Source organism: Shewanella sp. SM69 (assembly GCF_025653985.1).
GTDB lineage: Bacteria > Pseudomonadota > Gammaproteobacteria > Enterobacterales > Shewanellaceae > Shewanella > Shewanella oncorhynchi.
Window position 1 is genome coordinate 247,250 of the sequence record NZ_JAKKRV010000001.1, and the last position, 20,762, is coordinate 268,011.

Annotated in this window: 21 protein-coding genes and 1 riboswitch; of the genes, 7 read left to right on the plus strand and 14 right to left on the minus strand. The window is 43.9% G+C overall.

Features of this window, described 5'->3' with window-relative positions:
* Positions 1-86: 86 nt before the first annotated feature.
* The 4 genes from L5M37_RS01185 to L5M37_RS01200 all read right to left on the minus strand — a co-directional run bounded on the left by L5M37_RS01185 (position 87) and on the right by L5M37_RS01200 (position 4,476).
* Positions 87-1,199 (minus strand): phosphotransferase, encoded by a 1,113-nt coding sequence (locus tag L5M37_RS01185; protein WP_263199094.1) that lies wholly within the window; start codon positions 1,197-1,199, stop codon positions 87-89.
* Positions 1,199-1,852 (minus strand): nicotinamide riboside transporter PnuC, encoded by a 654-nt coding sequence (gene pnuC, locus L5M37_RS01190; protein ID WP_028760296.1) that lies wholly within the window; start codon positions 1,850-1,852, stop codon positions 1,199-1,201. Before pnuC ends, L5M37_RS01185 begins: the two co-directional genes overlap by 1 nt.
* Positions 1,853-1,898: 46 nt before the next feature.
* A complete protein-coding gene (locus tag L5M37_RS01195) occupies positions 1,899-2,159 on the minus strand; it encodes a hypothetical protein (protein WP_028760297.1) in 261 nt (86 codons plus the stop codon).
* Positions 2,160-2,256: 97 nt separating this feature from the next.
* Entirely contained in the window at positions 2,257-4,476 is a 2,220-nt protein-coding gene (locus L5M37_RS01200) for a TonB-dependent receptor (protein WP_263199097.1), read from the minus strand.
* A 54-nt stretch (positions 4,477-4,530) separates the two neighbouring features.
* Positions 4,531-4,669: riboswitch (TPP riboswitch) on the minus strand.
* A gap of 197 nt (positions 4,670-4,866) precedes the next feature.
* Here L5M37_RS01200 and L5M37_RS01205 point away from each other — a divergent pair.
* A complete protein-coding gene (locus tag L5M37_RS01205; protein ID WP_012196926.1) occupies positions 4,867-5,547 on the plus strand; it encodes a Crp/Fnr family transcriptional regulator in 681 nt (226 codons plus the stop codon).
* Between the two features lie 67 nt (positions 5,548-5,614).
* On the opposite strand, the gene tsgA is transcribed toward L5M37_RS01205, so the two are convergent.
* The 6 genes from tsgA to hinT all read right to left on the minus strand — a co-directional run bounded on the left by tsgA (position 5,615) and on the right by hinT (position 9,775).
* Complete coding sequence (gene tsgA / locus L5M37_RS01210) at positions 5,615-6,790, minus strand: MFS transporter TsgA (RefSeq protein WP_219252759.1); 1,176 nt, start codon at positions 6,788-6,790, stop codon at positions 5,615-5,617.
* A gap of 50 nt (positions 6,791-6,840) precedes the next feature.
* A complete protein-coding gene (gene deoD / locus L5M37_RS01215) occupies positions 6,841-7,545 on the minus strand; it encodes a purine-nucleoside phosphorylase (protein ID WP_173245369.1) in 705 nt (234 codons plus the stop codon).
* 300 nt (positions 7,546-7,845) lie between these two features.
* Positions 7,846-8,241 carry a YcfL family protein gene (locus L5M37_RS01220; protein WP_028760301.1) on the minus strand — a complete coding sequence of 132 codons (396 nt, stop codon included), beginning with the start codon at positions 8,239-8,241 and terminating at the stop codon, positions 7,846-7,848.
* A gap of 169 nt (positions 8,242-8,410) precedes the next feature.
* On the minus strand, positions 8,411-8,908 hold the full coding sequence (locus L5M37_RS01225; RefSeq protein ID WP_168823948.1) for a PaaI family thioesterase: 498 nt from the start codon (positions 8,906-8,908) through the stop codon (positions 8,411-8,413).
* Positions 8,895-9,422 (minus strand): PaaI family thioesterase, encoded by a 528-nt coding sequence (locus L5M37_RS01230; protein WP_028760303.1) that lies wholly within the window; start codon positions 9,420-9,422, stop codon positions 8,895-8,897. The genes L5M37_RS01225 and L5M37_RS01230 overlap by 14 nt, the downstream gene beginning before the upstream one ends.
* The gene (gene hinT, locus L5M37_RS01235; RefSeq protein ID WP_006081303.1) at positions 9,419-9,775 is read right to left on the minus strand and encodes a purine nucleoside phosphoramidase; all 357 of its coding nucleotides are present in this window, start codon (positions 9,773-9,775) and stop codon (positions 9,419-9,421) included. The genes L5M37_RS01230 and hinT overlap by 4 nt, the downstream gene beginning before the upstream one ends.
* A gap of 144 nt (positions 9,776-9,919) precedes the next feature.
* On the opposite strand from hinT, the gene L5M37_RS01240 reads away from it, so the two are divergent.
* Positions 9,920-11,686, plus strand: a complete 1,767-nt coding sequence (locus L5M37_RS01240) for a M61 family metallopeptidase (protein WP_263199098.1) — start codon at positions 9,920-9,922, stop codon at positions 11,684-11,686.
* Positions 11,687-11,803: 117 nt separating this feature from the next.
* On the opposite strand, the gene L5M37_RS01245 is transcribed toward L5M37_RS01240, so the two are convergent.
* Positions 11,804-12,439, minus strand: coding sequence for a LuxR C-terminal-related transcriptional regulator (locus L5M37_RS01245; protein WP_028760305.1), 636 nt, complete (start codon positions 12,437-12,439; stop codon positions 11,804-11,806).
* 297 nt (positions 12,440-12,736) lie between these two features.
* On the opposite strand from L5M37_RS01245, the gene L5M37_RS01250 reads away from it, so the two are divergent.
* Positions 12,737-13,483 (plus strand): cytochrome b/b6 domain-containing protein, encoded by a 747-nt coding sequence (locus tag L5M37_RS01250; protein ID WP_263144624.1) that lies wholly within the window; start codon positions 12,737-12,739, stop codon positions 13,481-13,483.
* Positions 13,484-13,575: 92 nt separating this feature from the next.
* Here the strand turns inward: L5M37_RS01250 and cctA are convergent, their stop codons facing one another.
* The 3 genes from cctA to L5M37_RS01265 form a co-directional block, all read right to left on the minus strand.
* Positions 13,576-13,926 carry a tetraheme c-type cytochrome CctA gene (cctA, locus tag L5M37_RS01255; protein ID WP_105252823.1) on the minus strand — a complete coding sequence of 117 codons (351 nt, stop codon included), beginning with the start codon at positions 13,924-13,926 and terminating at the stop codon, positions 13,576-13,578.
* A 510-nt stretch (positions 13,927-14,436) separates the two neighbouring features.
* Entirely contained in the window at positions 14,437-15,519 is a 1,083-nt protein-coding gene (locus L5M37_RS01260; RefSeq protein ID WP_263144622.1) for an AI-2E family transporter, read from the minus strand.
* A 224-nt stretch (positions 15,520-15,743) separates the two neighbouring features.
* Positions 15,744-15,977, minus strand: a complete 234-nt coding sequence (locus L5M37_RS01265; protein ID WP_028760309.1) for a sulfurtransferase TusA family protein — start codon at positions 15,975-15,977, stop codon at positions 15,744-15,746.
* A 111-nt stretch (positions 15,978-16,088) separates the two neighbouring features.
* Between L5M37_RS01265 and L5M37_RS01270 the strand changes: the two genes are divergently transcribed.
* The 4 genes from L5M37_RS01270 to L5M37_RS01285 all read left to right on the plus strand — a co-directional run bounded on the left by L5M37_RS01270 (position 16,089) and on the right by L5M37_RS01285 (position 20,722).
* Positions 16,089-17,558 carry a M48 family metalloprotease gene (locus L5M37_RS01270; RefSeq protein ID WP_263199100.1) on the plus strand — a complete coding sequence of 490 codons (1,470 nt, stop codon included), beginning with the start codon at positions 16,089-16,091 and terminating at the stop codon, positions 17,556-17,558.
* A 128-nt stretch (positions 17,559-17,686) separates the two neighbouring features.
* Positions 17,687-18,037 carry an arsenate reductase (glutaredoxin) gene (arsC, locus tag L5M37_RS01275; RefSeq protein ID WP_105252827.1) on the plus strand — a complete coding sequence of 117 codons (351 nt, stop codon included), beginning with the start codon at positions 17,687-17,689 and terminating at the stop codon, positions 18,035-18,037.
* Positions 18,038-18,089: 52 nt separating this feature from the next.
* Positions 18,090-18,464 carry a DUF2069 domain-containing protein gene (locus L5M37_RS01280; RefSeq protein ID WP_028760312.1) on the plus strand — a complete coding sequence of 125 codons (375 nt, stop codon included), beginning with the start codon at positions 18,090-18,092 and terminating at the stop codon, positions 18,462-18,464.
* 302 nt (positions 18,465-18,766) lie between these two features.
* Positions 18,767-20,722: a hypothetical protein gene (locus L5M37_RS01285; protein WP_263199101.1), complete on the plus strand. Its 1,956-nt coding sequence runs from the start codon at positions 18,767-18,769 to the stop codon at positions 20,720-20,722.
* Positions 20,723-20,762 lie beyond the last annotated feature (40 nt).

Genomic DNA, 20,762 nt, shown 5'->3' on the forward strand with positions numbered 1-20,762 from the left:
CCCACATGTCCCACCAATCGCGCGGTCAATGCCATAAGGGAATGAACCATTATCATCAGATGGAAACTAAGCACACGCAATAATGACTATTTGGGGGTGATCAGCGGCCAGAAGCAATCAAACCAAGCAAGGTAGTCGGCGCTACGACTGGGTTCTGTTTGCGCTGCCATCAATAATGCCCAGTAACAAGCAAATACCCAATACATGTCAATAGCGGCAGGCACTGCAGTTACTGCTTGTGCAGTAACATAAGGATGTCCACTCAGATACTGTTTCACCAACACACTTTGCTGATAGGGCGTTAACGCATGGGTCGCTAACACTACAGCTAACTCACACAGTGGATGCGACGCCGTCGCATATTCAAAATCGATACAACACAAGCGGTTACTTTTGAGTAACAAATTATGGGGATTAAGATCGCGATGGCAAAACTGCGGCTTGATTATGCAGGCTGCTAACTCATCACACCAATGTTTGATTTCGATTTGAATTGCAAGCAGCTTAGCCACCCGCTCATTCCAATCGTGAGTATTGCTATAACCAATATCACTACCCTGCTTCAATAGCACAGCTCGCCTTAATACTGGCTCACTAAATGTTGCAGAAGCCTGATAGGCAAGCATTTGCTGGTGATATTCCTGCCACTGCTCAGTGATACTAATAGCATAAGGCCCTGTAGGCAGATCGCGTAATTGCAGCAATAACGCCAATAGCAAACAATGGGCTTGGTTAGGGTGCGTTTCTTGTTCTGCTGCCGGAAACTGTGAATAGTTAAACGTCGATTGCCCCAGCACAAAATCAGCAGCACTCGTTTGGCGCTCTAACGCTGGCCAGTGGATTAAGACCTCGTTTTCAATATCGTCACTTTCAATATAATCACTTTCAATAAAATCACTGAGGTAATAACGCTCATCTTCACTCACCCACAACAGTTCAGGAGCAAGTTTAGCTTGAGCCAATTGCTGCCAGTAAAAACGCTCCTGCTGGCGGTTGCAAAAACTGTCCGCCGCATCCGCATTCACCCGCAGCACATAACTGCCTGTGGGCGTAGTGATTTTATAGTTGTGATTACTTAAGCCGCCCGCAAGCTCATGAATACTTAACACGTTAACTAGCCCAGCACTTTTGAGTATGGGGTAAAGTGCTTTGAATGGCTCGCCTGCTGAGCGTTGCATCGAGGCGTTTATATCGAGCATTAACTGAGTAACTTCAAGGTATTAGCTTCACGGGCATCGGCTAACGCGGTTCGCCACAGGAAATACCCCACGACCGCCAGACCCACATAAAGCACGAATAACAAGGATGTCAGCATCAAGCCTTTGCTGAGATAAAGGTAAATCGACACTATGTCGATAACCACCCAATAAAGCCAATTCTCAAGTACCTTTTTTGCCACTAAATAAGTCGTCATCACGGCGAAACAGGTTGTCGCCGCATCTAGATACGGGAATGCGGCTTGGGTATACGTCGCCATACCGTGACCAACCAAAAGCGAAATCACACCCGTCGCTGCGATCAACTTTAAATGGGTTTTCAATGGCCAAGTGGTCACTTTTACGCCTTGATGCTTATCACCACCTTGGGTCCAGAGCCAATATCCATAGAGCGCCATCGCCATGTAATAGACGTTAAGCACAGACTCCATCAGTAGCGACACCTTCCAAAACAACACAGTGTAAATAGCGGTACTGGCAAAGGCCGCCGCCCAGCACCAGACGCTCGCCTTCATCGCCAGTAGTAAATATGCCATCGCCAACAATACCGCGAGGGCTTCCCATACGGTCATCACATGGACTTCACCAAAGGCCGTATTAACGCTCTCGACCAAGGTTAACCATAAATCTGTCATAGTGTTGTTCTCATTGCCTATTTGTCGCTTACATGGCGGTCAATCATTATTCGCTGTGAGCTAAATTCAGCTCACCACCGATAAACTTACACACAAATACCGCCTTGCCCCACTTCTCATGGGCCGCTTGCATCTCGGTCGCCAGCATAGTCATCACATCTAAATAATCGCCGCACACTTGAGTTGCCATCGCATTAGTCACGCGCTCGATATTGGGATAGCTATCCACGCGGCCAATAAACCACTTGATAGGATCGAGGTAATTTTCATTAAAGGGATACATGCTAATTTCTGCGGTCAGTTTCATTTTAATTCCTTGATATTCTGAAGTAAGGCTGTAGCCCAAATACTGGGCTACAGTTCAGTTAACACTTAAATGATTATGCTCACTTTAAAATGAGCTATTACATAAACTTAACGTTAAAGGTTACGCCAATCTGACGCGGGTCGCCGTAACGAATATATTGCTTTTCCGCCCAACCGTTATCTGGCTCATTGCCAAAATAGAAGCCACGCACACCGTATTCTTCATTAAACAGATTGCGTCCCCATAAATATGCCGACCATGCGCTCGACTCATAACCTACACGGGCATTGACGATAGTGTAGGGTTCAGAGCGGGATTCATTGCTGTCTGAATAATAGAATTCACTCTTACCGCTAAGATTCAGGTTAGCAAACCAACCCGAATTGGCACGATAAGTCCCGCCAAGGCTGTAGGTAACATGTGGAGAATGGGCTAGATCGCGGCCAGTTAAATCCACCTCAGTGCCATATTTGTCCTGATACTGGTAGTCACCGTAGGCCGTTTCTAACCAACCTAAGCTTGAGTAAATTTGCAGATTATCCGTGGCATACCAGGTTGCATCTAACTCAGCGCCATAGTTATTCGAACTGCCTGCATTTTCAGTGAACAAGATAAAACGCTGTGGTTTATCGGGATCTTGCTGTGATGCAGCCACCTGTTGATCTTGTCTGTCCATATAGAACAGCGCCAAATTAGTATCGATAAGTCCCGCTAACCAATGGGATTTAAGGCCGATTTCATAGTTATAGAGCGTCTCAGTATTAAACTCTTTTTTATCGTTCAACTCGACGGGCAAAGTCATGTTGAAACCGCCCGCCTTGTAACCGCGTGCAACTCGGACATAAGCATTGTGTGAGTCGTTCAGCACTTTACTCACAGCAATATGACCGCCCCACATGGTTTCGCTCGGGTCGAAATTATCGTTATTCGTATCAGAGTAATGGCTGTTGCGACGCTCTAAACGTAGACCCACAGATAAAGCATAATTTGAGCCCAAATCCGTATCAAGCTGGCCAAACAGCGCATAATTTGTCGCTTCATACTCTGAGTCTAAGACTTCATCCGGCGAAGCATTGTATTCAGAATACAATTGGTTATCTTCTTTCAGATTCATGGCATACACACCAAGCAACCAATCAGTACTCTCTGCAAAAATACGGCCCTGCTCGGTAGAACTTAGGCGAAACTCTTGCGACGCGGTTTTACGCTGACCCGTTTTATCCCAAAAATAATCGTATTGACACGGCGCCAGATTGCCATTGTCATCATTGCATTGCTTAGAGGCCCAATATTCTGAGTTAGCCCAATCGCCATCGTAACTGTAATGGTGATCGGTATTCGCAAAAGAGGTTAACGAAGTTAATTCGAAGTTTTCTGCGCCAGAATAGGTCGCTTTAAAACCCGCGCCTGTGGTGCGTTGGCTATCAACACCCGGTTGATCCGATGTTGTCTGAGTTGGTGAATTAGTTAAACTCCACACATCATAGCCATTATCAAAATCGGCATGCAGCACAGTTAAATCAAACTGCAAATCATCTGTCGCATACCAGCGCAGCTTAGCGCGGCCGCTGAATTCATCGCGACCATTGGTATCATCACGGCCTAAATACAGGTTATCGTGGTAACCATTTTGCTGATGTTGCTGCATTGACACACGATAAAGCAGCTTGCCAGAATCCGTTAATGGGCCAGAACTGAAACCGCTAAAAGTGCGTAAATCATCATCGCCTAACGACACTTCGCCGCCATGCTCAAACACATCAGTTGGATCGTTACTCTTCAGATAAATCAGTCCCGCTAAGGCATTCGCGCCGTAACGCGTCCCCTGCGGTCCACGAAGCACTTCGACCTGCTGTAGATCGTACATGCTCGACACCATACCAATACCGGATAAATCGATATCATCTATGATGTAACCCACGGAAGAATTAGGTGCGCCTTGGTATTGTTCCTGTTCCCCTACACCGCGAATTTGAAAATATTTCGGCCGAGAGCTTCCACCTGACCAGTTAAAATTGGCGATAGAATTAAGCAGATCTTCAAAGTGTTGCGCACTTTCATCCTGAATTTTTTGACTGTCGATAACGGTAATGCTTGAAGGCATTTTTTCTAAACTTGAGCTGCGAAAATCCGCCGTCACCACCATGACTTCCATCTCAGGGCTGGGATCGGGTCTGTCAATAGCGTCGGTTTGTGCAAAAACAGGGGTGCTCAGCGCTGCGGCGATGGCTAACGCCAGCGGCGCTCGGGCTAAAAATAAGCTTGGCGATACGGTTGAAAATGGAGATTGATGGTTTGACGTTTTACGGTTTGACATAGGACCTCAAATATAATGTTTGAGATCCGGCAACGAATAAGCGATTCAGAAGTGTGCTGTTGATTGGCCCATTCCTACGCCGGTATTAGCCGGATCAGGTTCTAAGGGTTCGTCAGATGACATCTCAGTTTGCAGCCGTTAACGTTAAAATCAGAGTAACATTAATGCACAACAAACACCCCTTGGCGGCGCCTAGTATACATGACGGAAATAAAAAGTGGGCACTCTTATCTCTGCGATTCAATTAAATGTCGCGAAAACCACTGCCCTTCAGTTCGTATGATGAAAATATCTTTATTAGCCGCCTAAATCCTTTCGTCCATTTGACCGCCTATCATGATAATGCTATAGAAGGTCGCAATTTCGAACACAGTAAGAGGACAATAGTCGATGCAGCTAAAACCTTTATCGAAAGGACGTTATAGCCAGCGATGGGAGCAAGACTATCCACTTATTGAAGCGGTTGTACTTAGCTGTATCAGCGAAATAAAAATGCTCAAAAAAGGCGCTCACCTCATGACGCAGGGGGAAGCGATGGCATCACTTGTATTGGTGAAGCAAGGTCGCGTATCACTCGGCCATACCGCGAGAAATGGTCGGTGTTTTCAATTAGGTACTATTGATTGTGATTCACAGCTGTTTGGCGAAATGGAGTTCTTCACCCAGTACCACTGTCAACTAGACATTATTGCCAGTGAACCCTTAGAAATCATGTTGATTAGCGCTGAAAAACTGCAACATTGCCTCGGTCAACACCCTCAACTCGCGCTATTTTTTGCTAGTGCAATTGCGATTGACTACCAAGACACAGTGGATATTTTTACTCGGCGACTGCTCTATCCCATCAGTTATAACGTGGCATTTGATATTTACCATGAATACTTAAATGACTTGCCCGTAGATGGCTTTAGTAAACGCTATTTAGAGGCTGAACGATTTGGCACTACCGACCGAGTCTACCGTCGGGCGCTACAAAATCTTGAGGAACGAGGCTTAATTGAGCGGAAAAAAGATGGCATTCGGATTTGTGATCTCAACGCACTCAAGAAATTTGTTGAAGCAGGTATATAACCGCTTTCAACATAACCCACACTCGACTTAATTTAACAACCGAGTGTGGGATAGATGAACAGGTAAATTAACTTACCGATGGCGAGTGTTGTTCCATAGCCGATTTCATCCGACTTGAAACGATCAATAGCATAAATATCGCTGCGTAAAGCAAAGGAATCACATACATCACAGTTTGTAATCCGATAATACGTTCAAAGAAAGAACTGATGGCTGGGCTAAACATCGCCCCTGCACTTCCGCTAATAAGAATATATGACACATTTTTGCTGCTAGCTTTTTTTACAAAAGACACGCCATAAGCAATAAATGCATTATAAAGCGCGGCACACACAAAACCATAGCCATAGGTTAAATAAGCTATCCAATTAAGATTATTGGTACTGACAATGGCAGCGGTGATCACCATAGCTAAAGCAATAATACCGACTAAGAAATGGTGAATTTTTACACGAGTCACAATCACAGTCGAAATTAACGCCCCAATTAGCGCAGCGGACCAATACTGGGTAATAATATTACCGGCATCTTCAAACGGAATATCAAATTTTTGTTTTACAAATAAAGGTGCCCAAGTTAAAAAAGTATATAAAGCCAGCATTCCTAAAAATAAACCAATACCTCCACTAATAATACCGAGATTCCATTCAGACTGTTGTTTCTCTTGTGTTGTAGACGATTGCTCGCAAATAGAGAAATGAGTGAACAAGGTAATAATGACTGTACCGAACGCCACTAAACCTACGGCTAAATAGCTATAACTCCATGATAATGAATTTGTTAATGCATAAGTCGTTATCAATGGAAAAATAACGCCTGCAATATTAAACGTTGCATCTTGCACCACTAACATTGTGCTTTGTAATTTCTCTTGCCACACAGACACCACAATCGTACCAGCAATACATAGACCGATACCGCCACAAAAACCAATTAAGGTCATTGCTACCATCACAACTTGTAGGGAACTGGTTAGATGTAAAGCCAGAGCAGAAAGAGCAACCAGACTGTAACTTATCAAGGTCATTCTTTTGATACCCATTTTTTCAATAAAGAAAAATGCTGCAATCGTCCCCGCGAGTGCACCACCATTGAGCAATGAAAAGATTGATGCAACTTCGTTAACATTAGCGGCAAATTTCTCAGCTATGGGTTCAATCAACATCCCAAATTGGGTCGCAAAGCCCGCCATAATAAAATTGGCGAGAAAACTGATGGCTGTTAAAGTAATTTTATTATTCATTATGTCATTCCATAAGTGAAATGCTAAGGGTTCAAAGGATGGCTTTAAACCTAATTGAGGGCGGTTTCTAACGCGAGCTCGATCATATTATTAAAAGAGAGTTGGCGTTCTTCGGCCGTTGTTTCTTCACCGGTTAAACAATGATCCGATACCGTTAAAATGGCTAATGATTCGATACCTTGTTGGTGTGACAATCCATAAAGCCCCGCCACTTCCATATCAATACCTAATACCCCAAAACGTTCAAGTGCAGGGATCATATCTTCATCGGGATCGTAATAAAGATCACCACTAAAGATATTGCCAACTTTTACACTAATGCCTTTCTCATTCGCTGTTGTATAGGCTTTATGCAATAAAGAAAAGGTCGCAGAAGTTGCCATTTGGTAGCCGCTACTACGCTTAGCGTTAGTAGCTGAATCCGTGCCTGCGGCTTGGGCTAAAATGACATCTCGCATTTGTACATGTTTTTGTGTTGCACCTAAACTGCCAATACGAATAATGCGTTTCACGCCAAAATAATTAATCAGCTCATGGCCATAGAGCACCATAGATGAAATACCCATACCATGACCCATAACGGAAATGCGCTGTCCTTGGTAAAAGCCCGTGTAACCAAGCATATTGCGAACATTCGTGACTTCTACGGCATCGGTGAGATAGGTTTCAGCGATATATTTAGCACGGAGTGGATCACCCGGCATAATAACAGTTTCAGCAAAATCAGTAGGTTGAGCATTAATATGAGCAGTCATCTTTCTATCCTCATGTGGTAATATGCTGATAGTAGTGCTCAATCACTGAATGTATTTAGGACTAAAGTCCGGATTTCACCTTGCCGTAAACCTTTTTGCTTAAAAATGGGTAATTTATCGCAACTTTCAATGTCAAAAAGACGAAAGCTAATAACATTTGAGTGACCTTAAGGTCATTGAAAGTTGATGTAAAACGAATAAAAAGGCTTACTCCTTAAAAGAAGTAAGCCATTTTAGAACGGGTTTAATATCAAAAAATCAATTAAACACGGAATAAACTAAACAGAAGCAAACTCAAGCTTAGTTTGAAAAGGTTTCACGCACGTATACATCAAATTTAACCACTTGGGCATTAGGTGCAACAGCGCCGACTTGCAATTGCTGTTTACCGTGTAATTTCACCGATTTCCAGCTGGTCGCTTCATCTTCGATAGTAAAGCCGCTGGCATCGTACCAAGTGAATTTATATTGCACACGCATATCGGAAGAGGATTTGCTAACAATCAACGCTGAGCCCTGCACTAAATCACCGACTCGGCGTGCATCCACACTCTGTACCGCAATATCTCGGGCAAAGCTGGAATTATCGACGCGGGTTTCACCCAGTGAACTCACTGAAATCCCTGCGGTATGTGAGGCACAAGCACCTAAGGTAAGCGCTGCGGCCAGTAATAACCCTGTATAAACTTGTTTCATATATTTCTCCTAGTCACGCCACAAAATACGCAGCTAGCGCATCATTTCCCATTAAACGACAAACTAATCGAACAGTGCTGAACTCATGCTTAATAACATAGGTTAAATAAAGCATTCTCAATCTAAAATAGTGAATCAGTCATGCTTCATCAATCTAAACTTAATCAGATTAATCAATCAAAAAATGTGCCCGTGCCGTAGCAATAAGCTGCTTACGATTGGTTTGCCAACAATCAATATTCACGTTGGCGACTCGTCGACCCTGACGGGTAATACGACACTCAGCAAAACTATCCTTGTGCAGGCCTGCACGTAAATAGTCAATTGAAAAATCAACGACTTTAGGCACCTTTGCCGTTTGCATAAATACCATTAACTGCACTATCGCCGACATTTCCATAAAGCCCGCAATCACGCCGCCATGAATGGCGGGCAACACAGGATTACCGATATTGTCATCTTTAGCGGGCAATTTAAAAATCAGTTCATCACCAAAACGCTCCACCTTCATGCCAATAAATTTGGCATAGGGAACGTGCTCAAGTAAATGGCCAAAATCATTAAGTTCAGTAGCGCGTTTAACTATCCCTTGCACATCAATAGGCGCTTTAACCTGTGCGTTTTGAGTTGTACTGGCTGCATCTAGTATCGAATTATTTGCGCTCATCACTCTCTCCTATCGCAGGCACGGCTTCACCCATTAACGCTTGCCTAAAGGCATCACCGACCATTTCTGGACTGATCCGCATAAAAGAGCCGACGGCATGGGCGATGGGATCGTCAATACTGTCTTGGTAAGCAATTGCACGGGTAAAGGCAATATTAGAAGACAACTTATAGCATTCTGCAAAACCAAATACAGGCTTATGGGGCTGAGCGGGCTTCATGTAGTCCACCCGCAAATCGAGCGTAGGTGATATTTCTAATAATTTGAATTTATGGAAAATAGCGCTCACGACTGCACTGCCACACGCGGTATCCATTAAAGTAGTGATCACCCCACCATGAATAACACCGGTATCAGGATACCCAATTAATTCAGTGCTGTAGGGCAACTCAATCAACACATGGTGCTCACTCGCCTCCAATACGGTCAAACCGAGACGGCGACACTGAGCGAGTTGATCCACAAACCGCTGCGCCATTTGGGTCAGCGGGAAAAAATCCGAATTGACCTTCATTTGCCTTGGCTCAACATGGGCCCCAGAGGCTCCCCGCCCACAAGGTGGAAATGAATGTGATAGACTTCTTGTCCACCGTGTTGATTGCAGTTCATGATCAGTCGGTAGCCATCTTTAGCGATACCCGCTTCCGCCGCCAATTTAGCTGCAACCGTCATCATACGGCCAAGCACCGGCTCATCAGAGGCTTTCATGTCGTTCGCCGTAGGGATCAAATGATTCGGCACAATCAAAATATGGGTTGGCGCCTTAGGGGAAATGTCTCTAAAGGCAGTCACAAGTTCATCTTGATACAGAATATCCGCGGGAATTTCGCGACGAATAATTTTGCTGAAAATCGTTTCTTCGGCCATGGGGCGTCCTCCTTGGGTTAGTTGGCATAGTATACTAGCAATTCAATACTTTGTGTCTGCAGATATTTTGCTTTTCATTTGCCAGTTGCAGGCATTTTTGGCAGCATGGCCACCATTAAAACACTCAGGTTTTGCAGGATAAATATGATCCATTACCAGATAATCCCCGTCGATCCGAAAGCCCATTTATTCGCTGTCACTATGACATTATCACAACCCAAGCCATTGCAGGTCTTTAGCCTACCCGCTTGGCTGCCAGGCAGTTACATGGTGCGCGACTTTGCCAAAAATATCATTGAACTCAAGGCACAAGATGCACAAGGCCAAACGCTTAAGCTCACCCAACTAGATAAGCAAACTTGGTCGGTTGACCATAATAGCAGCGAAATTATTCTGACTTATCAAGTGTATGCTTGGGATCTGTCGGTGCGCACCGCGCATTTGGACATGACCCACGGCTTCTTTAATGGCAGTAGCGTGTTTTTATCCGCCCATGGTTTCGAAGACTCTTTACACACCGTCTCTATAGAGCCACCAACAGAGTCAACATTAAGTGACTGGCGCCTTGCGACCAGCATGACCCGCACCAGTGGTGACGATTTTGCCTTCGGCCAATTTTCAGCTAAAAGCTATGACGAGCTCATCGATCATCCGGTGGAAATGGGCTTATTCACCTTAGGGAGTTTTGATGCCTGTGGCGTGCGGCATGATATCGTACTCAATGGTCGCCACCGTGCTTGTATGCCAAGGCTCTGCCAAGATTTAAAGGCCATTTGTGAGTATCAGATTAACTTCTTTGGTACGCCTGCACCGTTTAAACATTATTTGTTTATGACCACAGTATTAGACAATGGCTTTGGCGGTTTAGAGCACAGAGCTTCTACTGCATTAATGTGTTCACGCAAAGACTTACCGCTGTCGCTAGATATGCCAATCAATAATGACTATCGCACTTATTTATCCCTGTGCAGCCACGAGTATTTCCACAGCTGGAACGTTAAGCGCATTAAGCCTGAATGCTTTTTACCCTATAAACTTGAGGCAGAAACCTATACGCCACAATTATGGGCCTATGAAGGCATCACCTCCTATTACGATGACTTTCTTACCTATCGTGCAGGTCTGGTAGATGAACAAAGCTATTTAGATATGCTGAGTGAGACCTTCACCCGTGTCTATCGCAGCCAGGGGCGCTTTAAACAAAGTGTTAAGGACTCAAGCTTTAATGCTTGGACTAAGTTCTACAAGCAGGATGAAAACGCACAAAATGCCATCATCAGTTATTACACTAAAGGGGCTCTGTTTGCGCTGTATTTAGATTTAACCCTGCGCAGCGAAACCCAGGGCAAATACAATCTCGACCATGTTATGCAGATTTTATGGCAGGAATATGCTCTGCAAGATAAAGGCACCACAGATACTTGCCATCAAGCCATCGTTGAACGACTCCTTGGTCGTGATTGCCAAGATCTGTTTGCCTACTTAGATAGCACTGACGATATTCCGTTAGCGGCTTTACTCGCCGAATTTGGGATCAACTTGAGTCTTCGGGCCAGCCAAGGCCCGCAAGATGTGGGCGGTGGACAAGTGAAAGGTTATGAGATTGCATTCGGCGCGAAAACCCAAGCAGCACCTATAGGATTAAAAATCGTGACTGTCACCCAAGGCAGCCCTGCACACCTTGCAGGGTTAAGTGCTGGTGATGTGTTAATTGCCGCGGATAACCTACAAGTCACAGGACAATTTGAGGCGCAGCTACAGCAGTATCCGCTGGGTGAATCCTTGAATTTACATTGGTTTAGACGGGATGAATTGATGACGGGTGAATTGATGATAACTGCCGCGGCTAAGGATACTGTCGCCCTATCCATTCGTGACAAAAGCAAAATAGCGGCTTGGCTTGGACGTTAATAGACTTTCGGCTTAAGAACACTTTTGAGAAATAATAAAAGGGGCTTTAGCCCCTTTTATCTGAGATAAGACTTAACTTAAACGTATATACGTTTGTATATCAATACTGATATCGACTTAAACCACCACATCGTGCAAATAGGTTTGTGCCCACGCAATCGCTTGACCACGGCTAGACACTCCAATTTTACGGAATACTCGGTACAAATGGGTTTTTATCGTGCTTTCACTGACAAACAACTGATTGGCGATATCTAAATTAGTACTTCCCGTCAACAATGCTTGTAATACTTCACGCTCACGGATAGTTAACGGTTCAGTGTCTTCGAACAATCCAAAATCATCATTTACCCCATTAATGAGCTGAATTGGGATGACCCTATGACCTCGTAAAATATTCGAGAGTCCTAGGCTTATTTCAGTTAAACCTGCATCAAGATAAAACACCCCTGCAGTTGTGGCAGCTTGCATTAAAAAACGTGCATCCACTTGTTTAGGGAACTGTAAATAGACAACTCGCACACTCGGTTGCTCACGGGCAAGTAAACGTTGAAATTGATGGGCTTTTTGAAGATCAACAGTCGCTAAATCGATCACGACCATGGAGGCATTATTATCTTTGATTTTCTCACACATCTCATCAGGGCTGACTTGGGTCAACTTAACGAGAAACTCCTGCGGCCAACGTCCTGCGAGCAATTCCATCAATACTTGCGATCGTGACACTACAATCCAATGTAATATTTTGAACATCCTGCTCACTCCCTGTCTGGTTAACGATTATTCACTTTAAGGATCTAAGATCCTCCAAATACGACTTCAACATCCGTTCAATAGACTTCCAAGTCTACCGTGGTCACGATATTAGCATTAGATAAAACAGATTAAAAAGACTTACGTAAAAAATATTTACCGTACGCAAATCAAAAACTTCTAACACTTTCGTTGACTACACTATCAATCAGAAGTCTTAATTGAAACTGAAAAAAGTTACTGAAATTTTAGGATAAAAGCGTAAGATCATACCAACACAAAAAATAAGGAAATTCCATGTCCAGCAGTAACCCCACCGCTTTTGAAATAAAATCCTATCCAGTGTGGGACAAACCGACGCGATTATTTCATTGGATTAATGTCATTCTTGTGCTCGCACTCATCTTAGTCGGTGGCATCATGATGTATCGCACTGAGCTAGGCATATCTGAGTTAACAGGTAAAATTGGCTTGAAAACTTTACACGTGTGCATAGGATATGCGTTTGCAATAAACCTCATCGTCCGCTTTGTGTGGGGTTTTATCGGTAACAAATATGCGCGTTTCAGCCACATGTTTCCCAATGCTAATAGCAAAAGCGAATTAATAGCTTATAAGACTGAATTAGCCGCGGGGAAAAATCCGCAGTATTTAGGTCATAACCCTAAAGGTAAATTTGCCGTGCTGGCCATCATGTTGCTATTAGTGACCATAATGATCACTGGACTTTTCCGTGCAGGTACAGATATTTATTATCCGCCGCTAGGTAGTGCTGTACAAAGTTATCTTGCTGATACCAATGTCGAACCAACAAGCTTAAAACCCTATGATGCAACGGGTGTGAACGCAGAAAAAGCGGATGCACTTAAACCAATGAAAGGATTGGCAGGTCAAGTGCACGTCTATGCGGTTTATCTGTTGTTACTGCTGATGTTATTACATGTATTCGCGGTGATTTATACTGAAGTAAAACGTCAACCAGGGATTATTTCAGCCATGTTTTCGGGTAAAAAAATCATCCAAGGCCAACCCAAAGATGAGTAATGAGTGACTTTAGTCATAAAAATAACGCCAGCATTTGCTGGCGTTATTTATTTAGATTTGAAGGCTCACGCCAACGTTTCTAATATGTTTGATTATTTTTTCAGAACAGTTGCTGGGGTACGACCATCATCATGGCAGCTTTCACAGGTAGGTTTTTGACCGACATTCATATCATGTACCGCATGACAATCTGCACAGACTAAATTACCGTCATGTGGTTTATGCACAGCGTCCATTTCAGCATAGGTACCATGACAACTTTGGCACTGTGCAAATTCAAAGGCACCATCCGCAGAAGGCGTACCATCTTTATGACAGCTTTCGCATCCACCTGACTCAGCATGGAAATCAGACAATTTTTGATCTGCAGCAAATGCGGTTGGCGACAGCGCTAACGCTGCAAGACTTGCCCCGAAAAGCGCACTTAATAGTTTTTTGCTCACAATAGTATCCTCCAATGGCGATTGTCAGTGGAAATTCTTGTCAGGGTGACTTCCATCTCTCAACCAAAATAAATAGCACGACTCGATATAACTTAGCTAAGGATGAACGAATAAGCAAACCCAAACTAAGCGACACAACTTTATCAACATACTCAAGGGTAAAATGTGCGCTGCATCATGTAACCACATGCTTATATAAGAGTTTTACATCTACCTAACCTAGAGGCTACATAATGTAAATCCCTAAACTGGCAAGCGACAGAATAAATCCCCCTTAATCTAAAACTAAAAGCTCGATTCATGGTGATACTTAAGACAAAGTGATAATAAAAAGGAATGACAATAAGTGAATGGGTACAGAGTACTAGACGAGGATGCTTTAAATTGTGAAGGCACAACATTCAACCCAAACGCCTCTGGCACTTAATTCAAATGCCAGAAGGAATTAGCGATAACGGTTAACTCGCCCACTATAACCAATAATACAAATGGCGGTTAGACAGGTAAGCATCAACTCGCATCAAGTTTATTGTCAGCCTCAAGCTCTGTTTTAGGCCAAGCGTTAATCACGGCTTTGACCAACGATGCCAATGGAATGGCAAAGAATACTCCCCATACACCCCATAAACCGCCAAAGACTAAAACGGCCGCTATGATGATCACCGGATGCAAATCCACCGCATCGGAGAATAAAATAGGCACGAGTAAATTACCGTCGAGCGCCTGAATAATACCGTAACCCAACATTAAATAGCCAAATTCAGAACTAAAACCCCACTGAAAAAATGCCACTAGGGTGATAGGTAATGTAACTAAGGTTGCACCGACATAAGGGATCAATACCGATAACCCAGTTAACACACCGAGCAACACCGAATATCGCAGTCCCATCAAGGCAAACAAAATATAAGTTGCGACACCAACAACCACGATTTCGATCACTTTGCCACGAATGTAATTAAAAATCTGTTGGTGCATTTCAAACCACACTTTACGCGCTAGCTGGCGATTTGTGGGAAAAAATCGCTTACTGCCGCTAATCAGTTGATCTTTATCTTTTAAAAAGAAAAACACCAGTAAGGGCACTAAAATCGCGTACACCATCAAGACGAGTAAAGAAGCTGAATAACCGATTAATTGCTTAGCAATATCCAACACATGTTGAGTATCGAGCAGTTTTTTAAGCTCACCAACCATCAGATCTAACTGCTCTGGATTGATAAATCGTGGATATTGATTGATCAGTGTTTGTATTGTCAGCAAGCCTTTATCTATCATGCTAGGCAAGTCGGCAATTAAGCTAACACCTTGACGCCACACACTCGGAATTAAGCCAAATGTCAGTAAAACCACGATTCCCAAAAACAACACAATAACCAAGGACGCACCAGCGGTGCGATTAATCCCCAATTTAAGCATTTGCGCCACAGGCCATTCCAATAGAAATGCCAACACAAGAGCGACCAACAGCGGAGCAAGTAGACCTGCCGCAAAATAAATCACTAGCGCAAGCCCGACAAGAATAGCCATTAAGGTCACAGCTTGTGGATCACTAAAGCGCTCTTGATACCAACGAGAAAAAACAGTAAACATGGATCATTCCAATAGTGATGGTTGGCAAGGCTTCCCAAACGCTCAGGAAAGTTTATTTATCATGATGTTATTCGAGACTTTACTCAGTTAGACTTTCGCTTCTACATGTCAGCTAAATCAAAAAAATACTGACAAGAGTAAATAACCTAGCCTGAGCGGCACTCTGGCTCAGAATTAGGCGCTTGATGTTAGTCTAAGAGGATTTAAACATAAAAATCCTCAATTTATCCCTGAGATAGATCAACTTTGGTGACCATCAAGGCTAACAGACTTGCATCATTACGCAACTCTTGCACGACATGCCCTTGTTTTTTTAAATATTGGGGAACATCTCGCCGCGAACCAGAGTCTGAGAGTAAGATATGCAACTGCTCACCCTCTCGCATTGGCTTCAATGCAAGCTTCACTTTCACTAAGGGTACTGGACAACGAAAGAGCGTTAAATCAATAAAAATCATAATGAACTTGCTATAGACGAACTTGGGCCATTATCCTAAGTTGCACCTCAAACTACAAGCTAAGTGCAGTATCTGCCTTTAGTTGAGATAATTAGAAATAAAAGGATCCGCTTGCGTAACTTGACTTTTTTGACTCGATTAAAACCTTTTGTTGCAGGCGCACTCTCCTTGATGCTGCTAACCTTCGCCGCCAAAAGCTTTGCCAACAATGACTTACCGGATTTAGGTACAGCCGCAGTTAACACCTTCAGCCTTGAAAAAGAAATGGTTTACGGTGATGCTTATATGCGCATCATTCGCTCATCGGCACCTATGCTAAATGACCCCGTGTTGAGTCAATATCTTACCGAGCTTGGCAATAAACTGGTCGCCCATGCCACAGGCGTAAAAACGCCGTTTTATTTTTTCCTATTACAAAATGATGAAATCAACGCCTTCGCCTTCTTTGGCGGCCATGTTGCCGTACACACAGGCTTATTTCTCAATGCCGACAATGAAAGCGAACTGGCTTCAGTATTAGGCCACGAAGTGACTCACGTTACTCAACGTCACCTTGCCCGATCCCTTGAAGCACAGCAAAAAAGTAATCCTGCAACAATTGCCGGTTTACTCGGCGCCATTTTGTTAACGATTGCAGTACCACAAGCAGGTATGGCGGCGCTTGCGACAACCCAAGCCATGGCGACACAATCGAAAATCAACTACACCCGTTTGCATGAAAAGGAAGCCGATCGCATCGGAATGCAAATTCTAGTGGATGCAGGCTTTAATCCTAATGCTGCAGCGGATTTCTTTGGTAAATTAGCCAGTCGTTATCGCTTTACCACCACACCACCACAAATGTTATTAACTCACCCATTGCCTGAATCGCGGATCACTGAAGCCCGTAACCGTGCCGAGCAATACCCTAAACGTTATATCCCTGATAATCTTAATTTTCAGCTAGCAAAAGCTCGTATTCAAGTCCGTTTTTCCAGCTATAGCGACGAAGCAGTATTAAGCATGTTTGATCGGCAGCTCAACAAACAGACCTATACCTTCAAAGAGGCAGCACTTTATGGCAAAGCGCTGGCTTTATATAGATTGAAGAAGTTTAATGAATCAGAAAAAATCGTCGATGAACTGTTAAAAATCGATAATAACAACCTGTTTTATATAGACACTAAATCTGATTTACTGATCGAACGTAAGGACTATGCAAAAGCGATTACTATGCTCGAAGCCCAGCGTAAAATGAAACCAACGTCTCAAGTGATCAATGCCAACTTAGCCAATATATATATCGAAGCCGATCAAGCCCCCAAAGCAATCCCTTTGCTGGAAGATATGATTTTCCTCGATAAACAAAATGAACTGCCCTATCAATTGTTGACTATGGTGTATAAAAAAACCGGTAATCAAGCATTGGAATATTTTTCCACCGCAGAGCTGATGGCCTTAGGTGCTAATTATAAGGGCGCAATCGATCAACTTAACTTCGCCTACCGTGCATCCGAAAATAATCCATTACAGCTTGCACGTATTGAAGCACGTATTCGCCAGTTTAAAATGGCTGATAAAGAGATGGATGCGCTTAAGTAATAAGTTTTTTTACAAATAGATTAAAGACAATTACCCATTTATGCGCCCCGAACACACTGACGGGGCGCGGTTTTTTCTGTTATTATCCGCGCCATTGTTATTTCAGCCCGTATTGAGCCTCTAGTACTATGACCCAAGCGACGATTTACCATAACCCACGTTGTTCAAAAAGCCGTGAAACCTTAGCTTTACTCGAGCAACAAGGCTGCGACATTACCCTAGTGGAATACTTAAAAAATCCCCCTACGGCTAAAGACATCGGCGACATTCTGGCTAAATTAGGCATCAGTGCTCGCGAATTAATGCGCACCAAGGAAGCAGAATATCAAGCCTTGGGACTTGCAGACTCATCACTAACAGAATTGCAGTTAATTGAGGCTATGGTCAACACACCTAAACTCATCGAACGGCCAATTGTGCTCGCCAATCAAAGCGCAGCCATCGGCCGTCCTCCTGAGAATGTGCTCACTATTCTTTAACCCATAATTTTTAAACCAAAATGGCTTTTATTTTCAACCCTTAGGTAGACTTATGACGTCCAACACCTTATTTATCCTTAGCCGTTTAGGCTACTTTGCGCTAGTGCTGCTGTTAGGCGGTTGGTTTGTTGGCCAAGGGATTAGCGGTGAATACACCCTGCTATTTAGCCTCTTATGGATAGTGCCGTTATTACTACCCGCAAAGGGAGTTTTCCAAGGTAATCCATACACTTACGCTTGGGCAAGTTTTATTCTGTGCTTATATATGTTACATGGGCTCACCCTGCTTTATGTCACCAATGACGCCTTCGCTTTTGCCTTAATCGAAGTATTATTGATTGGCGTACTGCTAATCGCTTTCCCATTTTATGCCCGCATACGTGGTCGTGAACTGGGATTAGGCCTGAAGAAAAAATCTAAAGAATAGTCCGTTCAATGTATTTTCAGTGCCGTCTCACCTTGCTAGGTATGGCGGCATTTTTTATATTACAAGACCAAACCTTGGCTCAAATATCCCTTATGATCTCAGTCTAAATACCTATTTTAACCTTAGTTCTAACCTCTGTTCCGACGTCAATTCCCATCACGACAAAATTAACACTTATTATACTTACACTGACTTTTTGCAACTAAGTGCCCGTGCTATAGTCAGTTTCTCACAGTATAAGCGTCCCATGGCGCCACAAAAGTCTAAATAGCACAGCAGAGTTAACAAGGGAGAATGGTGTAATGGGAATGTCGATACCACTGAAATTTTTCGGATTTATGGCCTGCTCTGGCCTACTCATCGCATGCGGGGGCGGTGGTGATAGTCAACCAGATGATAGTGTCGTCACGCCACCATCCACTTCACTAGCACGCTGCACAGATAGCATTTCGCCACTCATTACCACCACGTCATCCTCAATTCGCTTTCAAACCGAGCAAAATTATGTGGCGGGTCAATCTAGTACTATCATTGCCAATATCCTAAATCGTGACAGCCAAGACTTAACCTTCCGTTGGCAGCAAATCGATGGCCCTAACATAGTACTCGTCAGTCAAAACAGCCCGGTATTAGCCTTTGATACTCCCACCGCAGGCGGCTACCGTTTTAGCTTGCATGTGACGGGCAGTAATCTAGATGTCACCGGAGAAATTGGCATTAATGTCGATCCCACATCGACGGGTATGCTAAACGTCCGTCAAGATCACCAAGTGGTTGAAGGTAATAATGTGAGCTTAAGACTCGGACAACAATCGGAATTAAGCGCAGCAAATATCTCTTGGTGTGTAGCATCTGGCCCAGATTTAATGGTCGATGTGAGCGATCCGTTTAGACCCTTGTTTACCGCGCCAACGGTCACCCAGGATACAATCACTCGCCTCAAAGTGAATGCCAACGTCAATGGCAATCAGCTTAGCGATGATGTCTTTGTGCTAACAACCTCAGCGCCAGCGATCAGTTCGCCATACTTCGATACCCCAGTTGCGCGCACCCATGCCTATCGTCCGGCTTCACCTTACGCCAATGTGCTAGCAAACTGTGTTTACTCCAATCAGCTTAATGATAGCTGCACTATCAATACCTTACCTTTGATAGGTCAAACCTCAAGCGATCTAAATCGTGAGACCATTCTAAATCGTGTACTGGTTTCACACGACTGGATGGGCGATAACTTTGCCGCTTTCTTAGCCCAGATGGACCCCAACAGCGATTTTGCTCGCCTATTACAATCCGTCACGGCCGTGGTGATTAGCTATGATGTACGCCCTTCTTTTTATTGGGTAGTCACAGGGGCGATTTATCTCGATCCCAATGATTTATGGCTTACGCCAAGCCAACGCGACACTATTAATGAAGCGCCGGATTACCGCAGTAATTTTGGAAATGATCTTAACTTTGTGATGCCTTGGCGTTATGTAAAAGATAACCAATATGCCTCCCTTGGCGTGCCTATCACCGTCAGAGCAAACCGCACATTAGCGCAAATCAACCCCGATCTGGCCTCCTTGTTGTATCACGAACTCGCCCATGCCAATGACTTTTTTCCACGCAGCGTGCATGCCACACTCACAGGGCCAAGACTGTTAGATGACTACAGCCGCCGCAATGCCAACAAGAGTCTAATTTCAGATCAAGTCAGCAAAACCTACCCATTAACGAGTACTGAAATGATGGGACTTGCCAATGTTAGTTTCCTCGGCGCAGCGGCGAGTAATGTGCAAAAGACCTATCAAGCATCGGATGTCAGTACTTTCTTTTCTGCCGATATCGCCAGCGACTTCTATGCCTATTCCAGTACCCGTGAAGACGCGGCCATGTTATTTGAGGAAGCCATGATGAGTTATCGCTATCAAATATTGCGTGATGTCGCCGTCACCAATAAACCTGCGATTTTAACTGCGGATTCGCTGATTATTGACTGGGGACAAAGGGGACGAATTGCGCAAGACAGTCTAGAAAATCGCGCTGCGTTGGTGATTGATGAAATGCTGCCAGAGCTTAATGGGATCAGTCTGGTCGAAAGCCTACCCGAGCCAATGAATATGGTGCAAGGTCAAAGCTGGCGTCAAACATTGGCAATATCGCTTGCGAATACGCAGCTCAAAGGCCAAAGCAATGCAGCTGCAATTAATGCCGAGTCTCGTTTTGAAGCCGAACTTCGCTTAAGTGGTGATCGTCACCAACATCCACAACAATAGCGTTTTAAATTTTAGATAAACAAAAGCCCGTATGTATTCA